Origin of the sequence: Luteimonas kalidii, assembly GCF_029887935.1 — a bacterium.
GTDB lineage: Bacteria > Pseudomonadota > Gammaproteobacteria > Xanthomonadales > Xanthomonadaceae > Luteimonas > Luteimonas kalidii.
Genome location: NZ_JARXRO010000016.1, coordinates 91,011 through 117,971, shown reverse-complemented (window position 1 = coordinate 117,971; position 26,961 = coordinate 91,011). Strand labels below are relative to the sequence as shown.

The following is a 26,961-nucleotide window of genomic DNA, read 5'->3' as shown; positions in this document are numbered from 1 at the left end:
CCCGTGCATCGGCGGAGCATGCGCGTGCCGGGGCAGGGGGCGATGCCACAATCGCGCCATGGACACCGCCCCTCCCGAGATCGACGCGCGCGCCGCACGCGCGCTCGCGCGCTTCGAAGCGATCCCCGACGACGCCGGCCTGCGCGAGCGCCTCGGCCGGGTCGCCGTGGCCAGCGACTTCGCAATCGACGTGCTGGTGCGCCAGCCCGAGCTGCTGGCACGGCTGGCGGCGGACGACGGTGCTCAGCCGCTGTCGCCGCCGACCCTCGAGCCCGGAAGCAGCGACGCATGGCCACGCCTGCTGCGCCGCTACCGCACGGCCGAGTCCACGCGCCTGGTCTGGCGCGACGTGCTCGGCCTGGACGATGTGGACGCCACCCTCGCCGGCACCACGCAGCTGGCCGACACCTGCCTGCAGCTCGCACTCGCGGCGGTGGAACAGGACCTCGCGCGTCGCCACGGCGTGGTCCACGATGCGGAGGGGCAGCCGGTGCGCCTGGTCGTGTTCGGCATGGGCAAGCTCGGCGGTGGGGAGCTGAACTTCAGTTCCGACATCGACCTGGTCTACGCCTACGAGCACGGCGGCGAGAGCCGGGGCGAATCCGGGCAGACCGGCGTGCGTCCGCTGGCGGCGGAGGATTATTTCGCCCGCGCCGGGCAGCAGCTGGCGAGGCTGCTGGACGAGCCGACCGTCGACGGCTTCTGCCACCGCGTCGACCTGCGGCTGCGCCCGTTCGGCAACGCCGGGCGGGTGGCGATGAGCTTCGCCGCGATGGAGCAGTACTTCCAGCGCGAGGGCCGTGACTGGGAGCGCTACGCATGGCAGAAGGCGCGTCCGGTCGCCGGCGACGTCGAGGCCGGCCGTCGGTTCCTGCACACGCTGCGGCCCTTCGTGTACCGGCGCTACCTCGATTTCGGCGCGCTCGACGGCCTGCGCGCGATGAAGGCGATGATCGCCGCCGAGGTGGCGCGCAAGGAACTGGCCGACGACATCAAGCGCGGTCCCGGCGGCATCCGCGAGATCGAATTCCTGGCCCAGGCGCTGCAGCTGATCCGCGGCGGGCGCGAGGCCTCGCTGCGCGAGCCGCGGCTGCTGCCCGCGCTGGAGGCGCTGTGCAAGGCAGGCCAGGTCGAGCCGGACGCCGCTGCCGGACTGGCCGGCGACTACCGCTTCCTGCGCCGGCTCGAGAACCGGCTGCAGATGCTGCACGACGCGCAGACGCACGCCCTGCCGGAATCGCCGCTGGAACGCGCCCGGATCGCGGTGGCCCTGGGGTATCGCGACTGGGACGCACTGGCGCAGGAGATCGCCGCCCATCGCGCGCACGTCTCGAGCGAGTTCGATGCGCTGCTCTCGCAGCGCGAACAGCAGCCGGCGGTCGCCGACGACATCACCGCCTACTGGCGCGCGCTGCCCGAGGGCGGCAGCGCACAGGCGCTGGCGGCGGCCGGCTTCCAGGCAGCGCCGGAGGTCGACGCCGCGCTGCGCGACTTCGCGCGCTCGCCCAGCGTGCGCGAACTGTCCGATGCCACCCGCACACGCCTGGACCGGGTGATGCCGGTACTGCTGCAGGCCTCGGCGCCGGCCGACCGCCCGCTGCAGGCGATCCGCCGCCTGCTGTCGCTGCTGCACAACATCCTGCGCCGCGCGAGCTACCTGGCCCTGCTCGACGAGCAGCCGGCGGTACTGGCGCGGCTGGTGGACCTGGTCACCCGCAGCGCATTGCTCGCCGAACGCCTGGCCGCGCATCCGCTGCTGCTGGACGAACTGCTCGACGCGCGCGCCGAAGGCCCGCTGCCGCAGCGCGAGCTGTTCGCGCAGGCCTGTGCGCCGGCGCGCGGCATGGAGACCGAGGCGGCGCTGTTCGCGCTCAACGAGGTGCGCCAGCAGCTCAGCTTCCGCATCGCCCTGGCCACCCTCGACCGCCGCCAGCCCGCCTGCGACAGCACCCGGCAGCTGGCCTGGCTGGCCGATGCGGTGGTCGGCACGGTGCTGGTGCTGGCCTGGCGCGAACTCGAACGCGCGCACGGCGCGATCCCGGGCGCGGGTTTCGCCGTGCTCGGCTACGGCAGCCTCGGGGGCGAGGAACTGGGGTTCGGCTCCGACCTCGACCTGGTGTTCCTGTACGACGCGCCGCCCGACGCGCAGTCCGGCGGTGCGCGCCCGCTCGACGCGCCGCGCTGGTTCGCGCGCCTGGCGCAGAAGATCGTCGCCCTGCTCGGCGCGGTCACCGGCGGCGGTCGGCTGTACGACGTGGACGTGCGTCTGCGCCCCGACGGCGGCCAGGGCCTGCTGGTCTCCACGCTCGCCAGCTACGACGAATACCAGCACGAGCGCGCCTGGACCTGGGAACACCAGGCGCTGGTGCGCGCGCGTTTCATCGCCGGCGGCGAGGCACTGGCGGAGGCGTTCGAACGCATCCGTGGCGACACCCTGGCGCGCGAGCGGGATCCGGCGCGGCTGCGCGGGGACGTGGCGTCGATGCGCCTGCGCATGCGCGGCGAACTCGACCGCAGCACCGACACCCTGTTCGACCTCAAGCAGGGCGATGGCGGCCTGGTCGACCTGGAATTCCTGCTCCAGTACCTGGTGCTGCGCGAGGCGGCCACGCATCCTGCGCTGCTGGTGCCGCGCGCCACGCGGCCGTTGCTCGATGCGCTGGCGACGGCGCGCGTGTTGCCGGAGGCCGCCGTCGACGCCTTGCGCGACGCCCATGCCTGGCTGGTGGCCGCGGGCCTGGACTGCACGCTCGACCGGCGTTCGCGGCTGGTCCCGCACGATGCCGCACTCGAGACGGCGCGCGCGGCGGTGGCCGGGGCCTGGCGACGCTACGGCCCGGTCGACTGACCCCCGGCGCCGCCGTGGGCGCGCGGTATATTGCCGCGTCCACCGCGATCTCCGGGAACGTGCATGTCCAAGGGCGAACACGCCTTGCTTGAAGCGATCGAACGCGAGACCGGCGCGGCGCCGGAATGGAGCGTGCTGTGGCTGCACGGGCTTGGCGCCGACGGCAGCGACTTCGTGCCGATCCTGCCTGAACTGGTGCGGCGCGACTGGCCGGCGATGCGCTTCGTGTTCCCGCATGCGCCGGTGCGTGCGGTGACGATCAACAACGGCACGCGCATGCGCGCCTGGTACGACATCCGCGACTTCGACCTCGCCAACCGCGCCGATGCAGCGGGCGTGGCCGAATCGGTGGTGCAGGTGGACGCGCTCATCGAGCGCGAGGTCGCGCGCGGCATCCCGCCCGCGCGCATCTTCCTGGCGGGGTTCTCGCAGGGCGGCGCGGTCACCCTGGCCGCGGGCCTGCGCCGCGCGGTGCCGCTGGCGGGCCTGGTGGGGCTGTCGACCTACCTGCCGTCCATGCACGAGGCCGCCGGCGCGCTGGCCTCCGCGGCGACCTCGCAGCCGCTGTTCATGGGCCACGGCTCCCAGGACCCGGTGGTTCCGTTCGCCGCCGGCGAGCAGAGCGCGGCGTGGATGCGCGGCCACGGCTTCGAGGTCGAGTTCCACCGTTATCCGATCCCGCATTCGGTGTGCCTGGAGGAGATCCGCGACCTCGGCGACTGGATGTCGCGCCGGATCGCCGCGGCCTGATCGATGGCGGGCGCCCCGCGGACCGGTCCATCGCTGCGGGATCCGGGGGTGGGGCGTGGGGCGCGGTTGGGCGCGGTCGGCGGGAAGCCGTCGATGGTGTCGGCGGGGAACCGCGGCTACCATGCCTGCGGGATCTCGCCCCGCTGGACCGGATGCCCCAGTGAAGATCGTCATCGCCGACGACGAACCGCTTGCCCGCGAACGGCTGCGCACGCTGCTGGCCGATGAGCCGGGAGTGGAGGTCGTGGCCGAGGTCGGCGACGGCCACGAAGCGCTGCACGCCTGCGCCGCGCACGATCCGGAACTGGTGCTGCTGGACATCGCCATGCCCGGGATCGACGGGCTGGAAGTGGCGCGCCACCTGCGCGCGTTCGAACCGCGCCCGGTGGTGGTGTTCTGTACCGCCTACGATGCCCATGCGCTGTCGGCCTTCGATGCCGAGGCGGTGGACTACCTGGTCAAGCCGGTGCGCCCCGAACGCCTGGCATCGGCGCTGCAGCGCGCGCGTGCGCTGTCCGCGGCGCGGCACGCGGGAGAGGCTCCGGGTGGCGGCGGCAAGCGCCGTACCCACCTGTGCGCGCGCCTGCGCGGGAGCCTGCGCCTGATCCCGGTCGACGACGTGCGCTACCTGCAGGCGGAGGAGAAGTACGTGGTGGTCCACCACGCGCGCGGCGAGGATCTGATCGAGGAGTCGCTCAAGTCGCTGGAGGACGAGTTCGGGGACCGCTTCGTGCGCATCCACCGCAATTGCCTGGTCGCGCGGCACGAGCTGGTCGAGCTCAAGCGCGGCCTGGACGGCCACGTGCATGCGATCCTGCGCCACGGCGACCGGCCGCTGGAAGTCAGCCGCCGCTGCGTGTCCCAGCTGCGCGAGACCGTCCGCCAGCTCTAGCCCGCGGGACACGATCGTGCCCGGGCCACGCTGCGCCACGGGTACGGGATAATGCGCGCATGGAACGATTGCGCATCGCCACCCGCAAGAGCCCGCTGGCCCTGTGGCAGACCGAGCATGTGGCCCGGCGCCTGCGCGAGGCGCATCCGGGCCTGGAGGTGGCACTGGTGCCGCTGAGCACCCGCGGCGACGAGGTGCTGGACCGCTCGCTCGCCGCGATCGGCGGCAAGGGCCTGTTCCTCAAGGAGCTGGAGGTCGCCATGCAGCGCGGCGAGGCCGACTGCGCGGTGCATTCGCTCAAGGACGTGCCGATGACGCTGGAGCCGGGCTTCGCGCTGGCCGCCATCCTGGCGCGCGGCGATCCGGCCGACGCGTTCGTCAGCAGCCGCTTCGAGGCCCTGGACGCGCTGCCCCACGGCGCGCGGGTCGGCACCTCCTCGCTGCGGCGCCAAGCGCTGCTGCGCGCGCGACGGCCCGACCTGGAGTTGCGCGACCTGCGCGGCAACGTCAACACCCGCCTGGCGCGGCTGGACGGCGGGGAATACGACGCGATCGTGCTCGCCTGCGCCGGCCTCCAGCGGCTCGGCCTGGAGGCGCGCATCCGCGCCCGGCTCGATCCGCCCGACTGGCTGCCGGCGCCGGCGCAGGGCGCGATCGCGATCGAGACCCGCGACGGCGATGCGGCCACGCACCGCCTGCTGGCACCGCTCAACGATGCGACCACCCGCCGCTGCGTGGAGGCCGAGCGCGCGATGAACCGTGCCCTCCACGGCAGCTGCCATGTCCCGGTGGCCGCCTTCGCGCGGGAGGGCGGGTCCGGGCTCGAACTGCTGGGACTGGTCGGCAGCGCCGGCGACGGGCGTCTCGTCCGGGTCGAGGTCTCGGGCCACGATCCCGACGCCCTCGGACGCGAAGCGGCGCGCGGACTGTTCGCACAGGGCGCGGGCGAACTGCTCGGACTGCTCGACCTGCCGGCGCCGGGGGCGATCCCCGGCTGAGCCGTCGCGGCCGGCGTGCGCGCTGGCGATCGCGATGCCGGGCGGTGGATCCGGGCCCGTGGGGCCGCGTCGCATGGTGTCCGTCGCGCGCTGCCGCCGGAGCCGGCGGCAGGCCACCTCAGAATGCGTACTGCAACCGCACCGAACCTTCGCGATCGGTATGGCCTTCACCGCCGTTGCCGGCGGTGTCGTGGCGCAGCTCCAGGTCGCCGAGCAGCGACCATTGCGGGTCCAGCTGCAGGTCGAGTCCGATCGTCTGCCGCACGAAGGCATTCTCGCGCCCGCGTTCGACCCGCACCTGCTGGCTCAACGCGGCCCGCTCCCCGAGCCGCTGCGAGAGTCGCAGCTGCCCGGACGCCACCGGACCCTGGGCCGCGGTCCCGTAGTCCGCATACGGCTGCAGCCGGTAGCCGGTCCCGAATTCGACCTGTACCCGGGTGTCGGGGCCACGTACGGCCTCCAGCCCGTAGCGCGTGGCCACGAGCGCGTCGCCGCCGGTCGAGTAGAACCAGTCGCGCCGGGAGGCCGGCGAGTGCAGCCCGATGTAGCGCCGCGTGGCCAGCTGTGGCAGCCGCAGGGGCGCGATCGGCGAGATCACCCCGGGCGCCGCCGTCCCTGCGACCATCCGGCCTGGCCGGTCCGCCTGCCATTCACGCCCCGGGCAGCGCAGCTGCAGGCACGGCTGGCGCAGCGAGACCTGCCCGGAGGCGACCGCGATCGCGGCCGGCAGGTCCGGCGCGTCGGGCAGGGGCTGCATGAACACGGGCAGGCCGATCACGGCCAGCCACCAGCTGGCGAGCATCAGTGGGGATCCGGGGCTGTAAACGTTTCCGCGACATTATGCCGCGCGCTGCCCCCAGCTCGCTGAACACCCGTGCACGTGAGCGCGCCGAGCCTCCGGTCGGACGTGTGGCTCGGGCGTCGGCCGTGCGGCCGCCCGTAGCGGCGCCGGCGCGTCAGAACGGAAAGAAGCGTGGGATCAGCAGGATGGCGGCGGTGCAGAACACGATGTTGAGGGGCACGCCGATGCGTACGAAATCGGAGAACCGGTAGCCGCCCGCGGTGAAGACCATGGTGTTGGTCTGGTAGCTGATCGGGGTGGCGAAGCTGGTCGAGGCGGCGAACGCCACCGCCACCAGCAGCGGCTTGGGGTCTACGCCCAGCGATTCGGCCGCGGCCAGCGCGATCGGCACCACCAGCACCGCGGAGGCGTTGTTGCTCATGAATTCGGTGGCGATCGCGGTCATCAGGTAGATCGCCGCCAGCGCGGCCAGGGGGCCGAAATGGCCGAGCGTGCCGATCATGGCCTCCGCCGCCAGTGCCGCGCCGCCACTCTTCTGCAGCGCCACTCCGAGCGGGATGATGCCGGCCAGCAGCAGGATCACGCGCCAGTCGATCGCGCGGTAGGCCTCGTCCGGTTCGATCAGCCGGAACACGAGCAGCGCCGCGCATCCGATCAGCGCCGCGACCACGATCGACAGCCAGCCCAGCGCCACCACGCCGATCGTGGCGACCATGATCAGCACCGACATCAGCGCGCGGAACACGTCGACCTTCACTTCCTTGCGCGTGCCCAGGACGATCATGCCCTTGTCCGCGCGCAGGTCCTCGATCGCGGTCTCGGGCGCGTCCAGCAGCAGCACGTCGCCGACGGTGAGCTCGACGTGGTCGAGCGGCTGGCGGATGTCCAGCAGGCGTCGATGGATGCCCTGCACGCGGGTCCGGTACATGTGGCCGAAGCGCATTCCGGCCAGGGTGTGGCCGATCAGGTGCGAGCCGGGCGACACCATCGCCTCCACCTGAACGCGCTCGGCGGTGATGTCGCCATCGAGGTCGCGCGCCACGTGGTCGAAGCGCAGACGCCGCGCCTTGCGCACCGCCCCGATGTGGCGCCATTCGCCGCGCAGCAGCAGCCGGTCGTCCGGCTCGACCACCGCGTCGGCGCCAGGCACCGCGCGCCCCTGGCGCAGGATTTCGAGCAGCGTGGCATCGTCGATGCTGGCCGGCACCACCTGGTCGCGGCGCAGGCCGACGGCGTCGGATTCGGCGGGCACCAGCAGTTCGGCGACGTAGCGGCCGACGTGTTCGTTGTCGTCGCTGCCGGGGATTCCGCGGTCGGGCAGCAGCCAGCGCCCGACCGTCATCAGATACAGCATGCAGATGCCGACGAACACGATGCCCAACGGCGCAAACTCGAACAGGGTGAAGCCGATGCCCGCCGATTCGCGCGCCATCGCGTCGACCAGCAGGTTGGTCGAGGTGCCGATCAGGGTGCACACGCCGGCCGCCTGCGACATGTACGACAGCGGGATCAGGAACTTCGACGGCGCCCAGCGGTTGGCCGTGCTCGCGGCCAGCACCAGCGGCAGGAATACCGCCACGGTGGCGGTGTTGTTGACGAAGGCGGCCACGCACGAGACCAGGACCAGCATCACCAGCAGGAACAGCCACTGCCAGCGGATCCTCGACAGCACGTCGCCGAAGGCCACCAGCGCGCCGTTGCGCTGCAGCGCCGCGCTGAGCACGAACATGGCCGCGACCATCACCGTGGCCTGGCTGCTGAAGCCCGACAGCGCCTCGGGCACGGTCAGCACGCCGGTGACCATCAGCGCCGTCATCACCAGCAGCGCCACCACGTCGACCCGCAGCTTCTCGGTGACGAACAGGGTGATGGCGCCGGCCAGGATGGCCAGCGTCAGCCACAGCGCCATGCGGCACTCCGGTGGGCGGCGCGGCACGGTGCCCGCGTACGGGCGGCGTGCGCCGCCCGTGCCGATGTCGTGATGCCTTGCACGCCCTGCCTGTCCCCCATGGCGGAAGTCCGGGGCACATGGTGGGACCGCGGCCGCGCGCCTGCAATCCCGCCTCGCCGGGCAGGCGCCGCAGGCGGCGCCTGCACGCCCGACAGGCGCATAATCCGGTCCATGGACCGATACGAACGCATCCTCTCGCTGCACCGCATCCTCAAGACCTCGCGCTATCCGGTGACGGTCGCGCGGCTGCAGGAGGAACTCGAGTGCTCCCGCGCCACCGTCTACCGCGACCTGGCCTTCCTGCGCGATGCGCTGATGGCGCCGGTGGTGGGCGACGGCGAGGCAGGGTTCCGCTACGACGCGGAGGAAGGGGGGCGCTTCGAACTGCCGGGCCTGTGGCTCAATTCCGACGAACTCCACGCGCTGCTGGCGGCCCAGCAACTGCTGGCGCGCAGCGGCGGCGGGGTGCTGTCGAGCGCGCTGGCGCCACTGCAGGCGCGCATCGACAAGCTGCTCGACGAACATTCGGCCGGCAAGCACTGGCCGGTGGAACGGGTGCGCGTGATCCCGCACCGCGGCCGGCGGATGGACGAGCACGCGTTCCGTACCGTGTGTTCGGCGGTGCTGCAGCGCAAGCAGCTGGCGTTCGACTACCGCGCCCGCTCCACCGACGAGAAGACCCGGCGCACGGTGTCGCCCCAGCGCATCACCCACTACCGCGACAACTGGTACCTCGACGCCTGGGACAACGAGCGCGACGCGCTGCGCAGCTTCTCGGTCGACCGCGTGGGCGCGGCGCGGTTGCTGGACGCCGCCGCGCGCGACGTCGCGGAGACCGAACTCGATACCCACCTGGCCGGCAGCTACGGCATCTTCTCCGGGCCGCCCAAGGGCATCGCCACCATCGTGTTCAGCGCCAAGGCCGCACGCTGGGTGGCCGACGAACACTGGCATTCGCAGCAGCAGGGCCGCCACCTGCCCGACGGCCGCTACGAGCTGAAGCTGCCCTACAGTGCCTCGCGCGAGCTGCTGATGGACGTGCTGCATTACGGCGCCGATGCCGAGATCGTGGAGCCCGCCGCGCTGCGCGAGCAGGCCAAGTCGCTGCTGCAGCTGGCGCTGTCGAACTACGAGCGCCGATGACGTCGGTTGGCGAGGTGCCCGCCGCAGGGTCGCGGGCGGACGGCGAGCGCATCGCCCTGGTGCTGGGCGCGGGCGGCGCGCGCGGGCTGGCCCAGATCGGCGTGATCGAGGTGCTGGAAGAGCGCGGCTTCCGCATCGATGCGGTGTGCGGATCGTCGAGCGGTGCGCTGGTGGGCGGCATCTTCGCCGCCGGCCGGCTGCGCGCGTTCGACGAGCGCCTGCGGGCGATGTCCCGGCGCGATTTCCTGCGCCTGCTGGACCCGGGCTGGCGCCGCAGCGGGCTGCTGCGCGGCCAGCGCCTGGTCGAGGCGATGCGCGAGGAGGTCGGCGACCCGCTGATCGAGTCGCTGCCGGTGGAATTCACCGCGGTCGCGGTCGACCTGCAGCGCCAGCGCGAAGTCTGGATCCGCGACGGGCGGCTGTGGGATGCGCTGCGCGCCTCGTTCGCGATCCCCGGCCTGTTCACGCCGCACCGGGTCAACGGCCGCGCCCTGGTCGACGGCGGCCTGCTGGCGCCGCTGCCGATCGCGGCCACCCGGCTGTCGGATGCGCACCGGCTGGTCGCGGTCGACATGCATGGCTGGCCCAATCGCCCGCCCGGCGAGCCGGCCCGGCCCCAGGCCGCGGCGCGTGAGCCGGGGCTGGCGGGACGGGTGGGCGACTGGCTCGAGCGCGCGGTCGAACGCGTGGCCGAGGGCCGCGACAGCCCCGAGGACCGCGACGCGCTGCGCATGGGCCTGCCCGAGATCATGTCGCGCTCGCTGGACACGATGCAGGCACAGATCGCGCGCGTGCAGCTGGCGCTGGACCCGCCCGAGCTGCTGATCCGGATTCCGCGCGACGTGTGCCAGTTCTATGAATTCTGGCGCGCGGCCGAACTGATCGACGTCGGACGCGCCGTCGCCACCCGGGCCTTGGACACCGCCGGCTACTGAGCGGCGATGCCGCGTCGCGGGAGGTCGCAGCCCGTGAGATGGCAGTGGTGGACGCTGCACGTCCCGTCCAGGAGCGTGCCATGTCCCGACCCATCGATCACGACCCCACCCGGACCGCCAGCCTGCGCACGGTCGAGCAACTCCTCGCCGGTGCCGTCTTCATCGGCGCGGTCGCGGCGATCTCGCTGCCCGGACTGGATGGCGCGCTGGCGCTCTGGTTGCCGCTATTGCCGCTGGCCAGCCTGGTCACGGCGCGGATGCTGTCGTGGAGGCGCGCCGCCACTGCCGCGCGTCCGGCCGTCGTCATCGCGCTGCGGCGACGGACCGCGACCGCCATGGCGCGTCGCCGGCCCCCGGCGCGTCGCCCGGCCGCCCGGCTGCTGGCGGCCATCGCGCTGCGCTGACCGTCCCGTCTTTCGGGTGGGTCCAGGGACGGACCCGTCCGGAAACCATCCGCGCGGCGACGTGCGAGCACCGCCGCCGCGCAGGAAGACAGCCGCGCGAACCGGATGGCTGCCCGCGAATGCGCCTCCTGCGACCACGCACCCGGCCGGAGCGCGGGATCGATGCAGGTGCGCGTGCGAGCGGCAGGCGGGCGTCGGCCGCAGCGCGGCGGCTCGCGGTCGGGCGTCAGCGCAGGACGCGCGGCGGCTGGCCGCCGACGATCACCACGTCCGCCGGCCGGCGCGCGAACAGGCCCACGCAGACCACGCCCGGGATCTGGTTCAGCGCGCCCTCCAGCGCCACCGGGTCGGCGATGCGCAGGCCGTGCACGTCCAGCACCCAGTTGCCGTTGTCGGTCACCACGCCCTCGCGCCACACCGGCTGGCCGCCGCTTGCGGCGAGGATCTCGCGCGCCACCAGGCTGCGCGCCATCGGGATCACCTCGACCGGCAGCGGGAACCGGCCCAGCACGTCCACCTGCTTGGCCGGGTCGATGATGCACACGAAGCGCTCGCTGGCCTGGGCGATGATCTTCTCGCGCGTGAGTGCGGCGCCGCCGCCCTTGATCAGCCGCCGCTGCGGATCGCATTCATCGGCGCCGTCGACGTACAGCGGCAGCGGGCCCGCTGCGTTGAGGTCGAGCACCTCGATGCCGTGCCCGCGCAGGCGCGCCGTGCTCTGCTCCGAGCTCGACACCACGCCGGCGATGCGGTCGCGAATGCGCGCCAGCGCATCGATGAAGTAGGCCACCGTCGAGCCGGTGCCCACGCCGACGACCATCCCGTCCTCGACGAACTCGATGGCCTGTTCGCCGGCCAGGCGCTTGGATTCGGACATGGAAGTGGGGCTCGAAGTAGGGGAAGGTTGCGGTGACGGCGGTGACAGCGTCGACGGCCGGCAGCGCCCGGCGGTCATTGCCGTAGGCCAGGCCTGGTCCGGAGCGCGCGACGCCCGCCGGCGCGCTGGCGGCAGGAGACAACGGGCGGGCGCAACCACGTCGATGCCATCGCGCGCCTCATTCCAGGGACAGCAGGCGCTTCCACTGCGCCGCGGTCACCGGCATCACCGACAGCCGCGATCCCTTGCGGATCAGCGCGAATTCCTCGCCCAGCGCGTCGGCGTGGCCGCGAATCTCGTCGAGCGGGATCCCGCGCGCCAGCTTGCGCACGAAACGCACGTCGACCAGGTCCCAGCGCGGCTGTTCGCGCGTGGCCTTTTCGTCGAAGTACTTGGACTTCTTCTGGAACTGGGTCGGATCGGGATACGCGGTGGCCGCCACCTCGCCGATGCCGTAGATGCCCGGGACGTCGGTGTTGGAGTGGTAGAACAGCACGCCGTCGCCGATCTGCATCTGGCGCATGAAATTGCGCGCCTGGTAGTTGCGCACCCCGGTCCAGGGTTCGGTGCCGACCCGCGCGAGGTCGTCGATCGAGAAGTCGGTGGGCTCGGACTTCATCAGCCAGTAGCGTTTGCGTGTGCTCATGCGGGCGCCAGGAACGTGTCGGATTCGGTGCACACCGCGTCCAGCGGCACGTCCCAGGGCTGGGGGACGATGGCCTCGGCCTGCTGCAGCGCGAACGCGGCGCCCACCAGACGCGGCGGCCCGGCTTGCGAGGTGCGGAATGCGAAGGTGCGATCGTACCAGCCGCCGCCCATGCCCAATCGGTGCCCGCGCGCGTCGAACGCGACCAGCGGCACCACCACCAGGTCGAGCTGCGCGGGCGCCAGCAGCGCCGCGGCGGGCACCTCGGGTTCGGGAATGCCGTAGCGGTTGGAGACCAGCGGTGCGCCCGGCGTCCATGGCGCGAAGCGCAGCGTGGTGTCGGCGTGCAGCACCGGCAGGCAGTAGCGCACGCCCGTCGGCAGCCCCAACTGCCAGGCGTGCAGCGCGATCTCGCCGTCCATCGCCCAGTAGCCCGCGACCGTGCCGGTGCGCGGCGCGAACGGCAGCGCGAGCAGGCGTTCGGCCAGTGGCGCGGCGGCGGCGATGCGCTCGGGCGCGGGCAGGGCGCGGCGACGCGCGCGCATGGCGCGCCGGAGCGTGCCGCGGGCGTCGTCGTTCATCGAAAGCGGGAAGCGGGGCGCATGCCGGCCATTGTGAACGTCGCGCCGCGGCCGCGGAAGCGTGCGTCGCGCGCCACCGGTGCGGCGTGCGCGACGATCGCGAACAAGAAATACGTCCTCCGCCATGCCGATGCCTGCGAAACGACCTTGAACCCGGGGTTCAAGTGGGAGCGTTCGGTTTCCATCGGGCTTCCCGCTGCAAGGCGGACCTGCACTCCCGGATTCCTCGCGCCCCCGTGGTCGTCATTAAGGGACAAGGCGAATGTTGCGCATGCCGTCGAACACGGCAGAGGACGCACGCGAAGTATAGCCCCGGGGCGACGCCTGCCAAGCCCGTTCGTCGGCGCCACGGTGGCGGGGTTCATGTGCTTGCGTGCCGCGTGGCTTCACGCGACATGCACCGCTTACAAGGGCGCGCGCCGTTGTGCGCAACAGCCGGATCGCCGTTCGATGCGGCCGGTTGCGCTGCGCGCGCGGCGTCGGGCGGATGAGGACGCCGCGCGCTTTTGCCGGTTTGCCGGGATCGATCCGGGCCGCGTGCCTTCAGGTGCGCCGCGTCACCTGACGCAGCGGTCAGTGCGCGTCGATCAGGCCGTCGAGCTTGCGCTGCAGGTCATCGAGCAGGCGCGCCATTTCGCGGTCGCGGTGCTCGTTCTCCTCGCGCAACTGCTGCAGTTCGTGCGCGAGGTTGAGTGCGGCCAGCACCGCCACCCGGTCGACCGCGGCCATGCGGTTGCTGCCGCGTACTTCGCGCATGCGGCCGTCGAGCAGCCGCGCCGCGGCGGTCAGGCTCTCGCGTTCGTCGGCGGCGACGCCAACGGTGTACTCGCGGTCGAGCACGCGCACGCTGACGGCTTCGTTCGCGCTCACGTGTGCTGCTCCAGCGACTTGAGCCGGGCGATCATCGCTTCGACCCGGGAGCGCGCCTGCTCGTTCTTGGCCAGCAGCTGCGAGCGTTCACCGGAGATCTGCTCATGCTGGTGGCGCAGCGAGCGGTTCTCGTCCGAGAGCTTCTGGGCGCGGTCGACCAGCGCGTCGATGCGCGCCGTCAGGGCGCGGAGCTGGGCGAGCACGTCGGGGCGGTCCATGCCGGCACGATAGGCAGCCGGCGGGGGGCGGTCAAGGCGCGGCCACCGGCTGGATCGTGGCCGGCTCGCGGGCCGGCCGCCAGTTGCGGATGAAGGCCAGGCAGGCGTGGGCATCGAGCGGCTGCGACAGCCAGAAACCCTGCACCTCGTCGCACTGCTGGCCGCGCAGGAAGCGGACCTGGGCCTCGGTCTCCACGCCCTCGGCGACCACGTTCAGGCCCAGGGAGTGCGCCATGGTGATCACGGTGCTGGTGATCGCGGCGTCCTCCGGGTCGTGGGTGAGGTCGCCGATGAAGGCCTTGTCGATCTTGATCGTGGTGATCGGCAGGCGCTTGAGGTAGGCCAGCGAGGAATAGCCGGTGCCGAAATCGTCGATCGCCAGCGACACCCCGAGCTCGCGGAACGCCTGCAGCTTGGCCGCGGTGTGTTCGGCATTGGCCATCAGCACGCTTTCGGTGAGCTCGAGCTCCAGCGCGCTGGGCGGCAGCGCGATGTCGGCCAGCACCCGGCTCACCACCTCGGGGAAATCGCCGCGCAGCAGCTGCAGCACCGAGACGTTGACCGACACGGTGAGGTCGGTCAGGCCGTGCTGGCGCCAGCGCTGCAGTGTCAGGCAGGCCTCGCGCAGCACCCATTCGCCGATCTCCAGGATCAGCCCGCTTTCCTCGGCCATGGGGATGAAGTCGGCCGGCGGGATCTCGCCGTGCTCGTCGCTGTGCCAGCGCAGCAGCGCCTCCACCCCGGTGATCCGGCCTTCGGCCAGCGCCAGCTGCGGCTGGAACACCAGCCGCAGTTCGCCACGGTCGAGCACCTTGCGCAGCGCGCCGGAGATGGTGGCGCGCTGGCGCACCACCACGTCCATGGCGTCGTCGTAGCGCATGAAGGTGCGCCGGCCGGCGGCCTTGGCCTGGTACATCGCGGTGTCGGCCTGCTTGAGCAGCTCGGTCGGCACGTGGGCGTGGTCGGGATACAGGCTGATGCCGATCGAAGGCGAGATCGCGATCTCGCGGCGGTCGTCGAGCAGCAGCGGCGCCTCGAACGCCATGATGATCTCGCGCGCCACCCGGTCGGCCTCCTCGGGCGCCTCCAGGTTCTCCAGCACCACCGTGAACTCGTCGCCGCCCAGGCGCGCGACGGTGTGGTGCATACCCACGGTCTGCTGCAGCCGCGCGGCGGCGGCGCGCAGGATCCGGTCGCCGGCGGCGTGGCCGAGCGAGTCGTTGACGTCCTTGAAGCGGTCCAGGTCGAGGAACAGCACCGCGATACGGTTGTCCTCGCGGTGCGCGCGCACGATCGCACGCGACAGGCGCTCGGACAGCAGCGAGCGGTTGGGCAGGTTGGTCAGGGTGTCGAAGTTGGCCAGGTAGCGCAGTTCCTGCTCGGCACGCTTCTGCTGGGTGATGTCGTTGAGCACCGCGACGTACAGGATCAGCTGGCCGTTCTTGTCGTAGACCGTGCTCGACTCGATCTGGCACAGGAATTCCTCGCCGTCCTTGCGTCGCTGCCAGATCTCGCCGTTCCAGCGCCCCTTGCGCCGGATCTGCTCGCGGATGTGCTGGTAGAAGGCGGTGTCGTGCTGCAGGCTGTCGAGGAGGCTGGAATTGCGCCCGATCACGTCCTCCTCGTCGTAGCCGGTCATGCGCAGGAATGCCGGGTTGACCGAGACGAAGTCGAAGTTGCGGTCGATCACCGCCACCGCCTCGTTCATGCTGCGCAGGACTTCGCTGGAGATGCGCAGCTCGCGCTCGGCCGCGCGCGTGCCGGTGATGTTGAGCGCGGTGCCGGCGATGCGCTGGATGTGGCCCTGGGCGTCGCGTGCCACCGCCCGGCCGCGCGCGCGCATCCACACCCACTCGCCACGCGCGTCGGCGACGCGCAGTTCGGCCAGGAAGGTATCGGTGTGGCCGGAGAGGTAGTCCTCCACCCGCTGGCGCACCATGGGCAGGTCGTCGGGATGGACCACGTCGCCCACGTCGGCGACGTCCTCGGCGAGGTCGCCGGTCGGCGTCTCCCGCGACTCGGCCGCCAGCCGGTGCAGCTTGCCGGCGACGACGTCGTAGGCCCAGTAGCGCTCGCCGGTGGCCCACAGCGCCAGCTTCAGGCGCTCTTCGCGGTCGCGGAGCCGGTCGACATAGCTGCGTTCGCTCTGACGACGGCGCAATATGATGAACAGGAGCGCGATCAGCAGCACGGACGCGGCGGCCGCCGCGACCAGCAACTGGAGATCCCCCGGATTGGTCGGCACGCGGAGGTCCCCTGCGCTTCCGTTCATGTGGTCGCGAGTGTAGGCGCCCGCGGCGCCCGGCAACAAGCTGCGTGCACGTGGCCGGGACATGCGTAGGCGCATGGTGCCATGCAGCGGCGCGGGCGACGTTCTAGACTTGCCGCACCGAAGGAGGAACCGCTCGTGTCAGAAGCCATGCCGCCATTGTCCGATGTCGAAGCGGCCAGCCGCGCACGCGGGCTCGGCAGCAGTGCCTCCGAACTGCACGGCGCGCTGTGCGGCTGGCTGGCCGGCGGTGGCGTCGGCGGGCCGGACTGGCCCGCGCAGGTGCTCGCCGACGACAGCCTGGCCGCGGTCGAGGCGGGCGACGTGCTCGACCGGCTGCGGGCCGCCAGCGCGGCGCAGCTGGAAGACCGCGATTTCGGCTTCGAACTGATGCTGCCCGAGGCGGAGGCGCCGCTGGTGGAGCGCAGCGGCGCGCTGTTCGACTGGTGCCGCGGCTTCGTGGGTGCGTTCGGCCTGGCCGCAGGCGCATCGCCGCCGCTGTCGGAAGAGGGCGCCGAGGCGCTGGCCGACCTGGTGCGGCTGTCCGGGGCCACGCCCGAGGACGACGGCGACCAGGAAGACGAGGAGGCGCTGGCCGAGATCGAGGAATACGTGCGCGTCGCGGTGCTGCTGCTGCACGGCGACTGTGCGATGGGGCCGCGCCATCGCGGCCGCCTGAACTGACGTGGCGCCGCCGATGCGCGCCAGCACCGGGATCCCGGCGCAGGGCTATGCCCGCCGTCGCCGGCAGCTGATGCGGATGGCCGGCGACGATGCGATCCTGGTGCTGCCGTCATCGCCCGAGCGCGTGCGCAGCCGCGACACCCACTACCCGTACCGGCAGGATTCGGACCTGTGGTACCTGACCGGATTCGCGGAGCCTGAGGCGGTCCTGGTGCTGGTGCCCGGACGGCGCCACGGCGAAGCGCTGCTGTTCTGCCGCGAGCGCGATCCCGAGCGCGAGGGCTGGGATGGACCGCGTGCGGGTCCCGAGGGCGCGGTGGAGTCGTTCGGGATGGACGACGCCTACCCGATCGACGACCTCGACGACATCCTGCCCGGGCTGCTGGAGGGGCGCACCCGCGTCTACTACCACTTCGGCCGCGACACCGAGTTCGACCTCAAGCTGATCGGCTGGCTCAACCGGGTGCGCGCGCAGGTGAGGCTGGGTGCGCAGCCGCCGCACGAGTTCCTCGAGCTCGGGCACCTGCTCGACGAACTGCGGCTGTTCAAGTCGCGCGACGAACTGAAGCTGATGCGCCGCGCGGCGAAGATCAGCGTGCAGGCGCACGAGGCGGCGATGCGCGCGGTGCGTCCGGGCATGTTCGAGTACGAACTGCAGGCCGAACTGGAGCGCGTGTTCCGTGCCGGCGATGCGCAGCCGGCCTACGAGAGCATCGTCGGTGCCGGCGCCAACGCCTGCGTGCTCCACTACCGCGCCAATCGTGGCCAGGTGCGCGACGGCGACCTGGTGCTGGTCGACGCCGGCGCGGAATACCGCGGCTACGCCGCGGACATCACCCGGACCTTCCCGGCCAACGGCCGCTTCAGCCGCGAACAGCGCGCGCTGCACGACCTGGTCTGCGCCGCGCAGTCGGCGGCGCTGGCGCAGGCGCGTCCGGGCGTGGCCTACGAAGCGGGCCACGACGCCGCCGTGGCGACGCTCGCCGAAGGGCTGCTGCGGCTCGGACTGCTGAAGGGGCGGCTGGAGAAGGTCATCGCCGACGGCCAGTACAAGCGCTACTACCGGCACAAGACCGGGCACTGGCTCGGGCTCGACGTGCACGACGTGGGCGACTACCGCATCGACGGCGAGTCGCGGCTGCTGGAACCGGGCATGGTCTTCACCATCGAGCCGGGCCTGTACGTGCCCGCCGACGACACCACGGTGCCGGCCAGGTGGCGCGGTATCGGCATCCGGATCGAGGACGACGTCGCGATCACCGCGGAGGGCCACGAGGTGCTGACCGACGGCCTGGCACGTGGCGCCGACGAAATCGAGGCGTTCATGGCGGCGCGCTGAGGGCGCGCGACCGGATGCGTGGCGGGCGTCTTCGCGTGTCCGGCGGTGGGCCGGCGTCAGGCTGTTGTCTCGACCGCCTGCCGCACCCCGCGGGTCCGGCCGCGGCAGCCCCCCGGATGCAACCGTCGTCAGCCGCCGAGCGCGGCGACCAGCGCGCCGTAGTCGTTGGCCAGCGGCCTGGCCGTCGCCGGTCGGGCGAGGCACTCGGCCAGGGCGGGGGGCGGCTCCACCGCGTGCCCGACCAGCGGCTCGACGATGCTCTCGAACTTGGCCGGGTGCGCGGTGGCGACCACGGCCCACGGGCGCGCATCGCCTCCCTCGCGTAGCGCGTGCAGGGCGGTGAGGGCGGTCGCGGTATGCGGGCACGGCACGATGCCGTGCCGCTCCGGCGCGCCGCGGATCGTGTCGCGGATGGTGGCATCGTCCACGGACACCGCGACGAATGCCGCGCGCAGGGCGGCGTCGTCCGCGTGCCAGTGCCGCAGGCGTTCGAAGTTGCTCGGCGCGCCCACGTCCATCGCATTGGCGAGCGTGGCGCGCGTCGGCTGTGCGGTGTAGTCGGCGCCGGCGAAGTACCGCGGAAGCGTGTCGTTGGCATTGCAGGCCAGGCGGATCTCGCCGATTGGCGCACCCATCGCGCGCGCGAGGAAGGCGGCGCTGGCGTTGCCGAGGTTGCCGGTCGGCACGACCACGTTGAGCGGCTGCCGGTGCGCGGCGTGGAAATGCGCGGCGGCGTGGGCGTAGTAGGCGGCCTGCGGCAGCAGCCGGCCGAGGCTGATGCTGTTGGCCGAGCCCAGCGGCACGCGTGCGCGCAGCGCCGCGTCGGACAGCGTCTGCTTGGCCAGGCGCTGGCAATCGTCGAAGCTGCCGTCGACGCGCCAGGCCGCGACGTTGTCGCCCCAGCAGCCCAGGCCATGCGCCTGTCGCGGCGACACCTTGCCGTCCGGATACAGGATCGCCACCCGGAAGCCGGGCCGGCGATGGAACGCGGCCGCGACCGCGGCGCCGGTGTCGCCAGAGGTGGCGACCACGATGGTCGTGGGCGTCGCCTCCGCTTCGCGCAGGCCTTCCAGCGCGCGCGCCAGGAATCGCGCGGCGTAATCCTTGAACGCGGCGGTGGGCCCGTGGAACAGCTCCAGCACGTGGTCGCCGTCGCCGGCGAGCGGACGCAGCGGGGCGTCGAACGAAAACGCTTCGGCGCACAGGCCGTCGAGCCGATCGCGCAGCGCGGATGCCTCGAAATACGGCGCCAACGTACGCGCCGCGGTCGCCGCCAGCGACGCCGACGGCGCTTCGAGATCGACCTGCGGGATGCGTTCGGGCACGTACAGCCCGCCGTCCGGCGCCAGCCCGGCGACCAGGGCGATGTCGATCGGGGTCGGTGGAACCTGGCCTCGGGTGCTGATGAACTGCATCGCTGTCTCGGAAACGGAAGCTGGATCGGGTCGCACCTGCGTGCGGACGGAGATGGTGCCCGCGGCCCGGCGGCAGGCGCGAGGCGGCGGCCTACGACGTCTGGTCGATCACCTCGGCGCGCGCTGCGTCCACCGGCGTCACGTAGGCACGCGCCGCGATGCCCGCGTCGACGAAGGCGCCGCGCATCGCCGGTGCCGCGGCCTCCGCAGCGGCGCGGGAATCGAACCAGGCGAACACGCTCGGCCCGCCGCCGGAGATGCTCGCGCCCAGCGCCCCGTGCGCCAGCGCGGCCGACTTGACCTGCGCGAAGCCGGGAATCAGCGGCGCACGCCGCGGCTCGACCAGCACATCGTGCAGGCCATCGCGGATCAGGCCGGGATCGCCGCGCTGCAGCCCGAGCAGGAACTGCGCCAGATGCGCGGTCTGCTCGACCACCGCCGCCAGCGGGTAGGGCTCGGCCAGCACCGCGCGCGAACGCCGGGTCTCGAGCACCTGGTCCGGATGCACCACCACCGCGTGCAGCCAGGCCGGCACCTCGATCCGCAGCGCGCGCGTCGCCGTCGCCAGCGCCACGCCGCCGAGCAGCATCGGCGCGACGTTGTCGCCGTGGCGGCTGCCGCTGGCGATCGCCTCGCCGGCCAGCGCGAACGGGTACAGCGCCTCGCGCGGCAGCGGCGCATCGAGCAGCGCGTTAGCCGCCACCAGCGCGGCCACGCAGGAGGCCGCCGACCCGCCGAGCCCCGAGCCCAGCGGAATGCCCTTGCGCAGCTCCAGCGCGAACCCGAACGGTACGCCCATCGCCTCGCGCAGCGCGATCAGCGCGCCGCCGGCGGTATTGCGGGCGGCCTCGAGCGGCAGCGCATCGATCCCGGCGATGTCGCCCGTGATCGCATCGATGCGAACGGTCGGCGCCTCGATCCGACGCACGGTGGCGACGTCGCGCGGCCCTTCGACCGCGTGCCCGAGCAGGTCGAACCCGACCCCGATGTTGCCCACGCTCGCGGGGGCGAAGGCGGTCGCGGAGCGGCTCATGCGTGCAGGCCGATCCCGTTGCTGAGCGAATGCGCGATCGCGAGGATGTCGCCGAACACGCCGGCCGCGGTCACCTGCGGGCCGGCGCCCGGCCCCTGCACCACCAGCGGATTGCTCGCGTAGCGCGCGGTGGTGAACTGCACCAGGTTGTCGGTCAGCCGGGTGTGGCGGCAGGCGTGTTCCGGCGGCAGCGCGACCACGCCCACGCGCGCACCGTGCTCGCGCGAGAGGTGGGCGATGTGGCGCAGCGCCAGGCCGTCGGCCTGGGCGGCGGCGAGCCGCGCCTGCATCGGCGCGTCGAGTTCCTCTAGACGTCCGAGGAATTCATCGCGCGGGACCTCGCGCAGGTGTTCGGGGACCAGGTTCTCCACGTCCACGTCGTCGAGCGACAGCTCGCGTCCGGCCTCGCGCGCCAGGATCACCAGCTTGCGCGCCACGTCCAGCCCGGACAGGTCGTCGCGCGGGTCCGGTTCGGTGTAGCCCAGATCACGCGCCTGGCGTACCAGCGCCGAGAACGGGCGGCTGCCGTCGAAGCTGTTGAACAGCCAGGCCAGGGTGCCCGAGAGCATGCCGTCGATGGCCTCGATCTCGTCGCCGGTATCGAGCAGGTTGCGCAGGGTACTGATGACCGGCAGGCCCGCGCCCACAGTGGCCTCGTACATGAAGCGCGCGCCGCCGCGCTGCGCCTCGCGGATGGCCACGTAGCGCTCCCATTCGCCGCTGCCGGCGTGCTTGCTCGGCGTCACCACGTGGATGCCGGCTGCCAGCCATTCGGGATAGCGGCGCGCCACCGCCTCGCTGCCGCTGCAGTCCACGATCAGCGCATGCGGCAGGTGTTCGGCGCGGATGTGGGCGGCGAAGGCGTCGGCGTCGAACGCGGGCGTGCTCATGTCGGCCAGGCGCGTGGTGGCCTCGTCGGGATGGATCGCGAAGTGGTCCAGCGCCATGTAGCCGCTGTTGGCGATGCCGCGCAGGCGCAGGTCGACCTGGGAACTGGCCCGCAGCCGGGGCAACACCGCGGCCATCTGCGAGAGCAGCTCGCGGCCGACCTGGCCGGGGCCGATCAGGCCGATCGACACGGTCTGCGGCGACAGCCAGAACGCCGAATGCGCCGCACGCAGCGCGCGGGTGGCGTCGGCGTCGGCGATCGCCACCGAGATGTTGCGTTCGCTCGCGCCCTGGGCGATCGCGCGGATGTTCACCCGTGCCTGCGCCAGCGCCGCGAACAGCCGTGCGGCCACGCCGGGAATGCCGACCATGCCGTCGCCGACCGCGGCCAGGATGGAGATGTCGCGGGTCACCGCGACGCCCTGGGTCTGGGTGTCGGCAATGGCTTCCGCGAACGCGGACTCCACCGCCGCGCGCGCGCGATCGACCTGGCCGGCGCGCACCACGCAGCAGATCGAGTGTTCCGACGAACCCTGCGAGATCATCACCACCGAGACGCCCGCGCGGTGCAGCGCCGCGAACAGGCGCTCGGCCGCGCCGGGCACGCCGACCATGCCGTTGCCGGCCAGTTCCAGCACGGCCATGTCGCGGACGATGGTCAGGCCCTTGACCGGCGAGAGTTCGGCGTCGCCGTGCGGGTTCTCGGCCAGGATCCAGGTGCCGGGCGCGGCCGGGTTGAGCGTGTTGCGGATGCACAGCGGGATCGCGCGCGACTGCACCGGCGCCATCGTCTGCGGATGCAGCACCTTGGCGCCGAAGTACGCCAGCTCGCAGGCCTCGGCGTAGGACATCGTCGGCAGCACCATGGCATCGGGCACCAGCCGCGGGTCGGCCGAGAGCACGCCGTCCACGTCGGTCCAGATCAGCAGCTCGTCGGCATCCAGCAGGTTGGCGAAGATCGCCGCGGAGTAGTCGCTGCCGTTGCGCCCGAGCGTGGTGCTCTGGCCGGCGGCGTTGCGCGCGACGAAGCCGGTGACCACGACCCGCGCCGGCCGCCGGCGAGCGCGCCAGTCGGCGAAGCGCTCGCGCGAGGCCTCCCAGTCGACGCCCACGCCCATCTCGCCCGGGTGCACCACCAGCACGTCGCGCGCGTCCAGCCGCTGCCAGCCCGCGGCCTCGCCGCCGAGCGCAGCCTGCACCATGCGCGAGGACACCAGTTCGCCCAGCCCGTGCACCTGCGCCACCAGCGGCGCGAGATCGCCGTGGGCGGCCGCGAGCGCGAGCAGGTCGTCGCGCAGCCCGTCGAAATCGCGCGCCACCGCGTCGCGCAGGCCGTGGCGCCCGTCCGGGTCCAGCGCGTCGGCGGTCGCGAGATGCCGTTCGCGCAGCGTCGACCAGTCGGTGCTCCAGTCCTGCCCCGAGGTGGCCTGCTCGGCCATCGCCACCAGCGCATTGGTGGTGCCGGCCATCGCCGAGACCACCACTGCGCGCACGTCGGCGCCGTCGTCCACCAGCGGGGCCAGCGCCAAGATGCGGGAGGCGTCGGCCACGCTGCTGCCGCCGAACTTGTGCACGCGGGTCAGGGCCGCCGGACGCAGTGCCTCGAGCACGGCGGAGGCGGGAGACGCGGTGGCCTCGGCGAGTGTCTGGGAAGGCGCGGACGACATGGGAAGCTCCGTTTGGGGCTCCGCGTCCGACGAGGTGGGAGGCCGTGCGGCCCGCACCCGGTCGGGTGCGGAGCGGCGTGTTCGATCAGTCCTGCACGCGCGTCCGCACCCCGGCCCGAATGGTGCCGGTGGTGGTAATCGTCGCAATCGCAACCGTCCGTGCGCGGGGCGCGGCGATGCGAGGGGCGACGAAGGGGCGGGCGTGCGACATGGCCGCCATGAATACCGGACGATGATGCGGCGCGTCAAGACACGGTTTTGCTTGCATCGGGAACCATCGCGACGGGCCCCTGCAGCGTAGCCCGGGTAAGCGAAGCGCACCCGGGACTCCGCGGAGCAGGAGGTCGACAAAACCATCGCAGCCTCGTCATCGGTCGCCTTGGGTCAACAATGTGCACCCCGGATCTGTCGCATGCCATGCGTGGGACCACGCCCCCGCGTAACGCGGGAGCAAGGCCCAGGTGCTTTCGATTCCCACCTCGGGCGGCATCCCGACCGACCGCATGCGGGATTCGATGCATCGATCCATCACTAGGATCGGGCGTCGACCCCAAGCTCGCGAAGCGAGTCCTCCGTCGCAATTGAAAGGCATGATGCGCCGCCCCACGGCCCGCCCCGGGCTGCGCACCTTATGCGTCGGATGCGCGCGACTGGCGCCAGACTCCCTGGCGCGTTCTAATAGGTGTCGAAGCGGGGGTACCCGCCGCGGGCCACGGCCGGGCGGCGGGTTGAGACAGTCCCTTGGAACCTGATCCGGTTGAGACCGGCGTAGGGAAGCTTCGCGGCATGCGCCCGGCAGCCTGCACGACCGCTGCGCCGAGGGTCCGTTCCGCGCCTTCGCTTCGTTCGCGGCCTGCGAATCCCTCGCGGCCGGCCCACCGGACGATGCCGATGAACGCAGTGCCCGCCTCGCTGATCCAGCAGACCGACCAGCTCTCCGACGCCGTCACCCGGCCCATCCCCGGTTCGCGCAAGATCTTCGTCGAAGGCTCGCGCGCGGACCTGCGGGTGCCCATGCGCGAGATCGTGCTCGCGCGTACGCCCACCCTCTTCGGCGGCGAAGAGAACCCGCCAGTCACCGTCTACGACACCTCCGGCCCGTATACCGACCCCGACGCGCGCATCGACCTGTCGGCCGGCCTGCCGTCGCTGCGTACACGCTGGATCGAGGAGCGTGGCGACACGGAGCGACTGGAAGGCCTGAGTTCGGCGTTCGGCCGTTCGCGGGACGACGACGCGCGGCTCGATGCGGTGCGCTTCCCGGCACGTGCATTGCCGCGCCGCGCCCGGGACGGGGTCAACGTCACCCAGATGCACTACGCGCGCCGCGGCATCGTCACGCCGGAGATGGAGTTCGTCGCGATCCGCGAGAACCAGCGGCTGGAGACGGTGCGCGATGCCGCCCTGCGCGCGCAGCATCCGGGCGAGTCCTTCGGCGCCAGCCTGCCGGCGCGGATCACGCCGGAGTTCGTGCGCGACGAGATCGCGCGCGGCCGGGCGATCCTGCCGAACAACATCAACCATCCCGAAAGCGAGCCGATGATCATCGGCCGCAACTTCCTGACCAAGATCAACGCCAATATCGGCAACTCGGCCGTGAGTTCGGGCATCGCCGAGGAAGTCGAGAAGCTGGTCTGGTCGATCCGCTGGGGCGGCGACACGGTGATGGACCTGTCGACCGGCAAGCACATCCACGAGACGCGCGAGTGGATCATCCGCAACTCGCCGGTGCCGATCGGCACGGTGCCGATCTACCAGGCGCTGGAGAAGGTCGACGGACGCGCCGAGGAGCTCACCTGGGAGATCTTCCGCGACACGCTCGTCGAGCAGGCGGAGCAGGGCGTGGACTACTTCACCATCCACGCCGGCGTGCTGCTGCGCCATGTCCCGCTCACGGCGAAGCGCGTGACCGGCATCGTCTCGCGCGGCGGTTCGATCATGGCCAAGTGGTGCCTGGCGCACCACAGGGAGAATTTCCTGTACACCCACTTCGAGGACATCTGCGAGATCATGAAGGCCTACGACGTGGCCTTCTCGCTGGGCGACGGACTGCGCCCGGGCTGCATCGCCGATGCCAACGATGCCGCGCAGTTCGGCGAACTCGAAGCGCTGGGCGAACTGACGAAGATCGCGTGGAAGCACGACGTGCAGACCATGATCGAAGGCCCCGGCCACGTGCCGATGCAGCTGATCAAGGAGAACATGGACAAGCAGCTCGCCGAATGCGGCGAGGCGCCGTTCTACACGCTGGGTCCGCTGACCACCGACATCGCGCCGGGCTACGACCACATCACGTCCGCGATCGGCGCGGCGATGATCGGCTGGTACGGCACGGCGATGCTCTGCTACGTGACGCCGAAGGAGCACCTCGGCCTGCCGAACCGCGAGGACGTGCGCGACGGGATCATGGCCTACAAGATCGCCGCGCATGCCGCGGACCTCGCCAAGGGCCATCCCGGCGCCCAGGTGCGCGACAACGCACTGTCCAAGGCGCGCTTCGAGTTCCGCTGGGAGGACCAGTTCCACCTCGGCCTGGATCCGGAGAAGGCGAAGGAGTTCCACGACGAGACCCTGCCCAAGGACGCGCACAAGCTGGCCCACTTCTGCTCCATGTGCGGCCCGCATTTCTGTTCCATGAAGATCACCCAGGACGTGCGCGACTACGCGGCCGAGCACGGGATGGGCGAGGACGAGGCGGTCCGGGCGGGCATGGCGGAGAAATCGGCCGAGTTCCGGGAGCAGGGCGCCGAGGTGTACCGGCCCGGCTGACCCGGACGTAGCCCGTGCTCGCGGCCGTCGGCCCGGCTGGGACGATGCGCGACCAGTGGCGACTCCAATGGACGACGCAGACTTCATGCCGATGGCGGGTGCCATCGGCATGAAAAAAATGGCGCCGCAAGCGGCGCCAGGGTTCGGATCGGAGAGAGAGCCGATGCGATGGGGTGGGTCTGTGTTGCACACTGTGGCGCACACGGGTTGAAGACCGTGTGCATTGCATGGCGGTACCGCACACCAGCTGCCCCGGCCGCGGCGGGGAACGCTGAATTCCGCGCGCCGGTCGTTCAGGGCCGGTGCCAGGGCGGCGGCTGCATTCACCCCGCGTAGCGGGGCGCGTGCTAGCGTTCCGCGCATCCGTCAGGAGAAGTCGCCATGAGAACGTTCCGCGTCGCCGCATGGGTCCTCGGGCTGGCGGCCATCGCCCTGCTTGCGGGCTGTGCCACCGGTCCACGCATCACCACCGAAGCCGACCCCGAGGCCAACTTCGCCAGCTACCGCACCTTCGGCTTCTATTCGCCGCTGGCGATCGAGAAGGAAGGCTACAGTTCCGCCGCCAGCGAGCGCATGAAGGCCGCCGCCCGTGCGCAGATGGAGTCGAGGGGCTACGTGTTCACCACCGAACGTCCCGACCTGTGGCTGAACATCAACGCCTACACCCAACAGCGCACCGATGTCACTTCGATGCCGAGCGTCGACTACGCGTACTACTACAGCTACCGCGCCCGCGGCTATTACGTGGTGCCTTACTGGCGCGACCGCACCGACGTGTATCGCTACACCGAGGGCACGCTCAACGTCGACCTGGTGGACGTCGAGCGCAACCGCCTGGTGTGGGAGGGGATCGCCGTCGGCCGCGTGTCGCGGGAGAAGGATCCTGCAAAGCGCGACGCGCGCATCAACGAAACGATGGCGGATATCTTCGCGCAGTTCCCGTACCGCGCCGGCTCGGTGCCTCCGCCGCAGTAATCACGGC

General features: G+C 71.9%; 22 protein-coding genes, 1 other RNA gene and 1 riboswitch. Of the genes, 11 read left to right on the top strand and 12 right to left on the bottom strand.

The window, feature by feature from the left end:
* Positions 1-58 precede the first annotated feature (58 nt).
* The 4 genes from glnE (at position 59) to hemC (ending at position 5,488) form a co-directional block, all read left to right on the top strand.
* Positions 59-2,848: a bifunctional [glutamate--ammonia ligase]-adenylyl-L-tyrosine phosphorylase/[glutamate--ammonia-ligase] adenylyltransferase gene (gene glnE, locus QFW81_RS10345; protein WP_280578696.1), complete on the top strand. Its 2,790-nt coding sequence runs from the start codon at positions 59-61 to the stop codon at positions 2,846-2,848.
* Positions 2,849-2,911: 63 nt separating this feature from the next.
* Entirely contained in the window at positions 2,912-3,598 is a 687-nt protein-coding gene (locus QFW81_RS10340; RefSeq protein WP_280578695.1) for an alpha/beta hydrolase, read from the top strand.
* Between the two features lie 160 nt (positions 3,599-3,758).
* The gene (locus QFW81_RS10335; protein WP_425604013.1) at positions 3,759-4,490 is read left to right on the top strand and encodes a LytR/AlgR family response regulator transcription factor; all 732 of its coding nucleotides are present in this window, start codon (positions 3,759-3,761) and stop codon (positions 4,488-4,490) included.
* Between the two features lie 59 nt (positions 4,491-4,549).
* Entirely contained in the window at positions 4,550-5,488 is a 939-nt protein-coding gene (hemC, locus tag QFW81_RS10330; protein WP_280578693.1) for a hydroxymethylbilane synthase, read from the top strand.
* 118 nt (positions 5,489-5,606) lie between these two features.
* On the opposite strand, the gene QFW81_RS10325 is transcribed toward hemC, so the two are convergent.
* Together QFW81_RS10325 and QFW81_RS10320 are read right to left on the bottom strand one after the other, a co-directional pair.
* A complete protein-coding gene (locus QFW81_RS10325; RefSeq protein WP_280578692.1) occupies positions 5,607-6,290 on the bottom strand; it encodes a DUF481 domain-containing protein in 684 nt (227 codons plus the stop codon).
* 154 nt (positions 6,291-6,444) lie between these two features.
* Positions 6,445-8,199: an SLC13 family permease gene (locus QFW81_RS10320; RefSeq protein WP_280578691.1), complete on the bottom strand. Its 1,755-nt coding sequence runs from the start codon at positions 8,197-8,199 to the stop codon at positions 6,445-6,447.
* Between the two features lie 213 nt (positions 8,200-8,412).
* On the opposite strand from QFW81_RS10320, the gene QFW81_RS10315 reads away from it, so the two are divergent.
* The 3 genes from QFW81_RS10315 to QFW81_RS10305 all read left to right on the top strand — a co-directional run bounded on the left by QFW81_RS10315 (position 8,413) and on the right by QFW81_RS10305 (position 10,723).
* A complete protein-coding gene (locus QFW81_RS10315; protein WP_280578690.1) occupies positions 8,413-9,384 on the top strand; it encodes a helix-turn-helix transcriptional regulator in 972 nt (323 codons plus the stop codon).
* Positions 9,381-10,319 carry a patatin-like phospholipase family protein gene (locus QFW81_RS10310; protein WP_280578689.1) on the top strand — a complete coding sequence of 313 codons (939 nt, stop codon included), beginning with the start codon at positions 9,381-9,383 and terminating at the stop codon, positions 10,317-10,319. Before QFW81_RS10315 ends, QFW81_RS10310 begins: the two co-directional genes overlap by 4 nt.
* A gap of 80 nt (positions 10,320-10,399) precedes the next feature.
* A complete protein-coding gene (locus tag QFW81_RS10305; RefSeq protein WP_280578688.1) occupies positions 10,400-10,723 on the top strand; it encodes a hypothetical protein in 324 nt (107 codons plus the stop codon).
* A 226-nt stretch (positions 10,724-10,949) separates the two neighbouring features.
* Here QFW81_RS10305 and rpiA read toward each other — a convergent pair whose 3' ends face one another.
* From rpiA to QFW81_RS10270, 7 genes are all read right to left on the bottom strand, one after another.
* A complete protein-coding gene (gene rpiA, locus QFW81_RS10300) occupies positions 10,950-11,600 on the bottom strand; it encodes a ribose-5-phosphate isomerase RpiA (protein ID WP_280578687.1) in 651 nt (216 codons plus the stop codon).
* A gap of 178 nt (positions 11,601-11,778) precedes the next feature.
* Positions 11,779-12,246 carry an EVE domain-containing protein gene (locus tag QFW81_RS10295; RefSeq protein ID WP_280578686.1) on the bottom strand — a complete coding sequence of 156 codons (468 nt, stop codon included), beginning with the start codon at positions 12,244-12,246 and terminating at the stop codon, positions 11,779-11,781.
* Positions 12,243-12,827, bottom strand: a complete 585-nt coding sequence (locus tag QFW81_RS10290) for a 5-formyltetrahydrofolate cyclo-ligase (RefSeq protein ID WP_280578685.1) — start codon at positions 12,825-12,827, stop codon at positions 12,243-12,245. Before QFW81_RS10290 ends, QFW81_RS10295 begins: the two co-directional genes overlap by 4 nt.
* A gap of 112 nt (positions 12,828-12,939) precedes the next feature.
* A non-coding RNA gene (ssrS, locus tag QFW81_RS10285) (6S RNA) lies at positions 12,940-13,123 on the bottom strand.
* Positions 13,124-13,400: 277 nt separating this feature from the next.
* Entirely contained in the window at positions 13,401-13,697 is a 297-nt protein-coding gene (locus QFW81_RS10280; RefSeq protein WP_280578684.1) for a cell division protein ZapA, read from the bottom strand.
* The gene (locus QFW81_RS10275) at positions 13,694-13,915 is read right to left on the bottom strand and encodes a TIGR02449 family protein (protein WP_280578683.1); all 222 of its coding nucleotides are present in this window, start codon (positions 13,913-13,915) and stop codon (positions 13,694-13,696) included. The genes QFW81_RS10280 and QFW81_RS10275 overlap by 4 nt, the downstream gene beginning before the upstream one ends.
* 31 nt (positions 13,916-13,946) lie before the next feature.
* Positions 13,947-16,160: a putative bifunctional diguanylate cyclase/phosphodiesterase gene (locus QFW81_RS10270; protein WP_280578682.1), complete on the bottom strand. Its 2,214-nt coding sequence runs from the start codon at positions 16,158-16,160 to the stop codon at positions 13,947-13,949.
* Positions 16,161-16,334: 174 nt separating this feature from the next.
* On the opposite strand from QFW81_RS10270, the gene QFW81_RS10265 reads away from it, so the two are divergent.
* Together QFW81_RS10265 and QFW81_RS10260 are read left to right on the top strand one after the other, a co-directional pair.
* Positions 16,335-16,868: a UPF0149 family protein gene (locus tag QFW81_RS10265; protein ID WP_280578813.1), complete on the top strand. Its 534-nt coding sequence runs from the start codon at positions 16,335-16,337 to the stop codon at positions 16,866-16,868.
* A 13-nt stretch (positions 16,869-16,881) separates the two neighbouring features.
* Positions 16,882-18,207: an aminopeptidase P N-terminal domain-containing protein gene (locus tag QFW81_RS10260; protein WP_280578681.1), complete on the top strand. Its 1,326-nt coding sequence runs from the start codon at positions 16,882-16,884 to the stop codon at positions 18,205-18,207.
* A 128-nt stretch (positions 18,208-18,335) separates the two neighbouring features.
* Here QFW81_RS10260 and thrC read toward each other — a convergent pair whose 3' ends face one another.
* The 3 genes from thrC to thrA form a co-directional block, all read right to left on the bottom strand.
* Complete coding sequence (gene thrC, locus QFW81_RS10255; protein ID WP_280578680.1) at positions 18,336-19,622, bottom strand: threonine synthase; 1,287 nt, start codon at positions 19,620-19,622, stop codon at positions 18,336-18,338.
* A 91-nt stretch (positions 19,623-19,713) separates the two neighbouring features.
* On the bottom strand, positions 19,714-20,655 hold the full coding sequence (locus tag QFW81_RS10250) for a homoserine kinase (protein ID WP_280578679.1): 942 nt from the start codon (positions 20,653-20,655) through the stop codon (positions 19,714-19,716).
* Positions 20,652-23,210, bottom strand: coding sequence for a bifunctional aspartate kinase/homoserine dehydrogenase I (gene thrA / locus QFW81_RS10245; protein WP_280578678.1), 2,559 nt, complete (start codon positions 23,208-23,210; stop codon positions 20,652-20,654). Before thrA ends, QFW81_RS10250 begins: the two co-directional genes overlap by 4 nt.
* Positions 23,211-23,892: 682 nt before the next feature.
* Positions 23,893-24,003, top strand: a riboswitch (TPP riboswitch).
* 98 nt (positions 24,004-24,101) lie between these two features.
* Between thrA and thiC the strand changes: the two genes are divergently transcribed.
* A complete protein-coding gene (gene thiC / locus QFW81_RS10240; RefSeq protein ID WP_280578677.1) occupies positions 24,102-25,979 on the top strand; it encodes a phosphomethylpyrimidine synthase ThiC in 1,878 nt (625 codons plus the stop codon).
* Positions 25,980-26,360: 381 nt separating this feature from the next.
* Entirely contained in the window at positions 26,361-26,954 is a 594-nt protein-coding gene (locus QFW81_RS10235; RefSeq protein ID WP_280578676.1) for a DUF4136 domain-containing protein, read from the top strand.
* The last annotated feature ends 7 nt before the right edge of the window (positions 26,955-26,961 follow it).

What these genes read in the sequence shown, in the direction of transcription:
- QFW81_RS10295 (WP_280578686.1), bottom strand. Translation starts at nt 12,246, where the DNA reads ATGAGCACACGCAAACGCTACTGGCTGATGAAGTCCGAGCCCACCGAC.
- QFW81_RS10260 (WP_280578681.1), top strand. Translation starts at nt 16,882, where the DNA reads ATGCGCGCCAGCACCGGGATCCCGGCGCAGGGCTATGCCCGCCGTCGC.
- QFW81_RS10310 (WP_280578689.1), top strand. Translation starts at nt 9,381, where the DNA reads ATGACGTCGGTTGGCGAGGTGCCCGCCGCAGGGTCGCGGGCGGACGGC.
- thrA (WP_280578678.1), bottom strand. Translation starts at nt 23,210, where the DNA reads ATGTCGTCCGCGCCTTCCCAGACACTCGCCGAGGCCACCGCGTCTCCC.
- QFW81_RS10290 (WP_280578685.1), bottom strand. Translation starts at nt 12,827, where the DNA reads ATGAACGACGACGCCCGCGGCACGCTCCGGCGCGCCATGCGCGCGCGT.
- QFW81_RS10320 (WP_280578691.1), bottom strand. Translation starts at nt 8,199, where the DNA reads ATGGCGCTGTGGCTGACGCTGGCCATCCTGGCCGGCGCCATCACCCTG.
- QFW81_RS10275 (WP_280578683.1), bottom strand. Translation starts at nt 13,915, where the DNA reads ATGGACCGCCCCGACGTGCTCGCCCAGCTCCGCGCCCTGACGGCGCGC.
- thiC (WP_280578677.1), top strand. Translation starts at nt 24,102, where the DNA reads ATGAACGCAGTGCCCGCCTCGCTGATCCAGCAGACCGACCAGCTCTCC.
- QFW81_RS10340 (WP_280578695.1), top strand. Translation starts at nt 2,912, where the DNA reads ATGTCCAAGGGCGAACACGCCTTGCTTGAAGCGATCGAACGCGAGACC.
- rpiA (WP_280578687.1), bottom strand. Translation starts at nt 11,600, where the DNA reads ATGTCCGAATCCAAGCGCCTGGCCGGCGAACAGGCCATCGAGTTCGTC.
- QFW81_RS10305 (WP_280578688.1), top strand. Translation starts at nt 10,400, where the DNA reads ATGTCCCGACCCATCGATCACGACCCCACCCGGACCGCCAGCCTGCGC.
- QFW81_RS10265 (WP_280578813.1), top strand. Translation starts at nt 16,335, where the DNA reads ATGCCGCCATTGTCCGATGTCGAAGCGGCCAGCCGCGCACGCGGGCTC.
- glnE (WP_280578696.1), top strand. Translation starts at nt 59, where the DNA reads ATGGACACCGCCCCTCCCGAGATCGACGCGCGCGCCGCACGCGCGCTC.
- hemC (WP_280578693.1), top strand. Translation starts at nt 4,550, where the DNA reads ATGGAACGATTGCGCATCGCCACCCGCAAGAGCCCGCTGGCCCTGTGG.
- QFW81_RS10315 (WP_280578690.1), top strand. Translation starts at nt 8,413, where the DNA reads ATGGACCGATACGAACGCATCCTCTCGCTGCACCGCATCCTCAAGACC.
- thrC (WP_280578680.1), bottom strand. Translation starts at nt 19,622, where the DNA reads ATGCAGTTCATCAGCACCCGAGGCCAGGTTCCACCGACCCCGATCGAC.
- QFW81_RS10250 (WP_280578679.1), bottom strand. Translation starts at nt 20,655, where the DNA reads ATGAGCCGCTCCGCGACCGCCTTCGCCCCCGCGAGCGTGGGCAACATC.
- QFW81_RS10325 (WP_280578692.1), bottom strand. Translation starts at nt 6,290, where the DNA reads ATGCTCGCCAGCTGGTGGCTGGCCGTGATCGGCCTGCCCGTGTTCATG.
- QFW81_RS10235 (WP_280578676.1), top strand. Translation starts at nt 26,361, where the DNA reads ATGAGAACGTTCCGCGTCGCCGCATGGGTCCTCGGGCTGGCGGCCATC.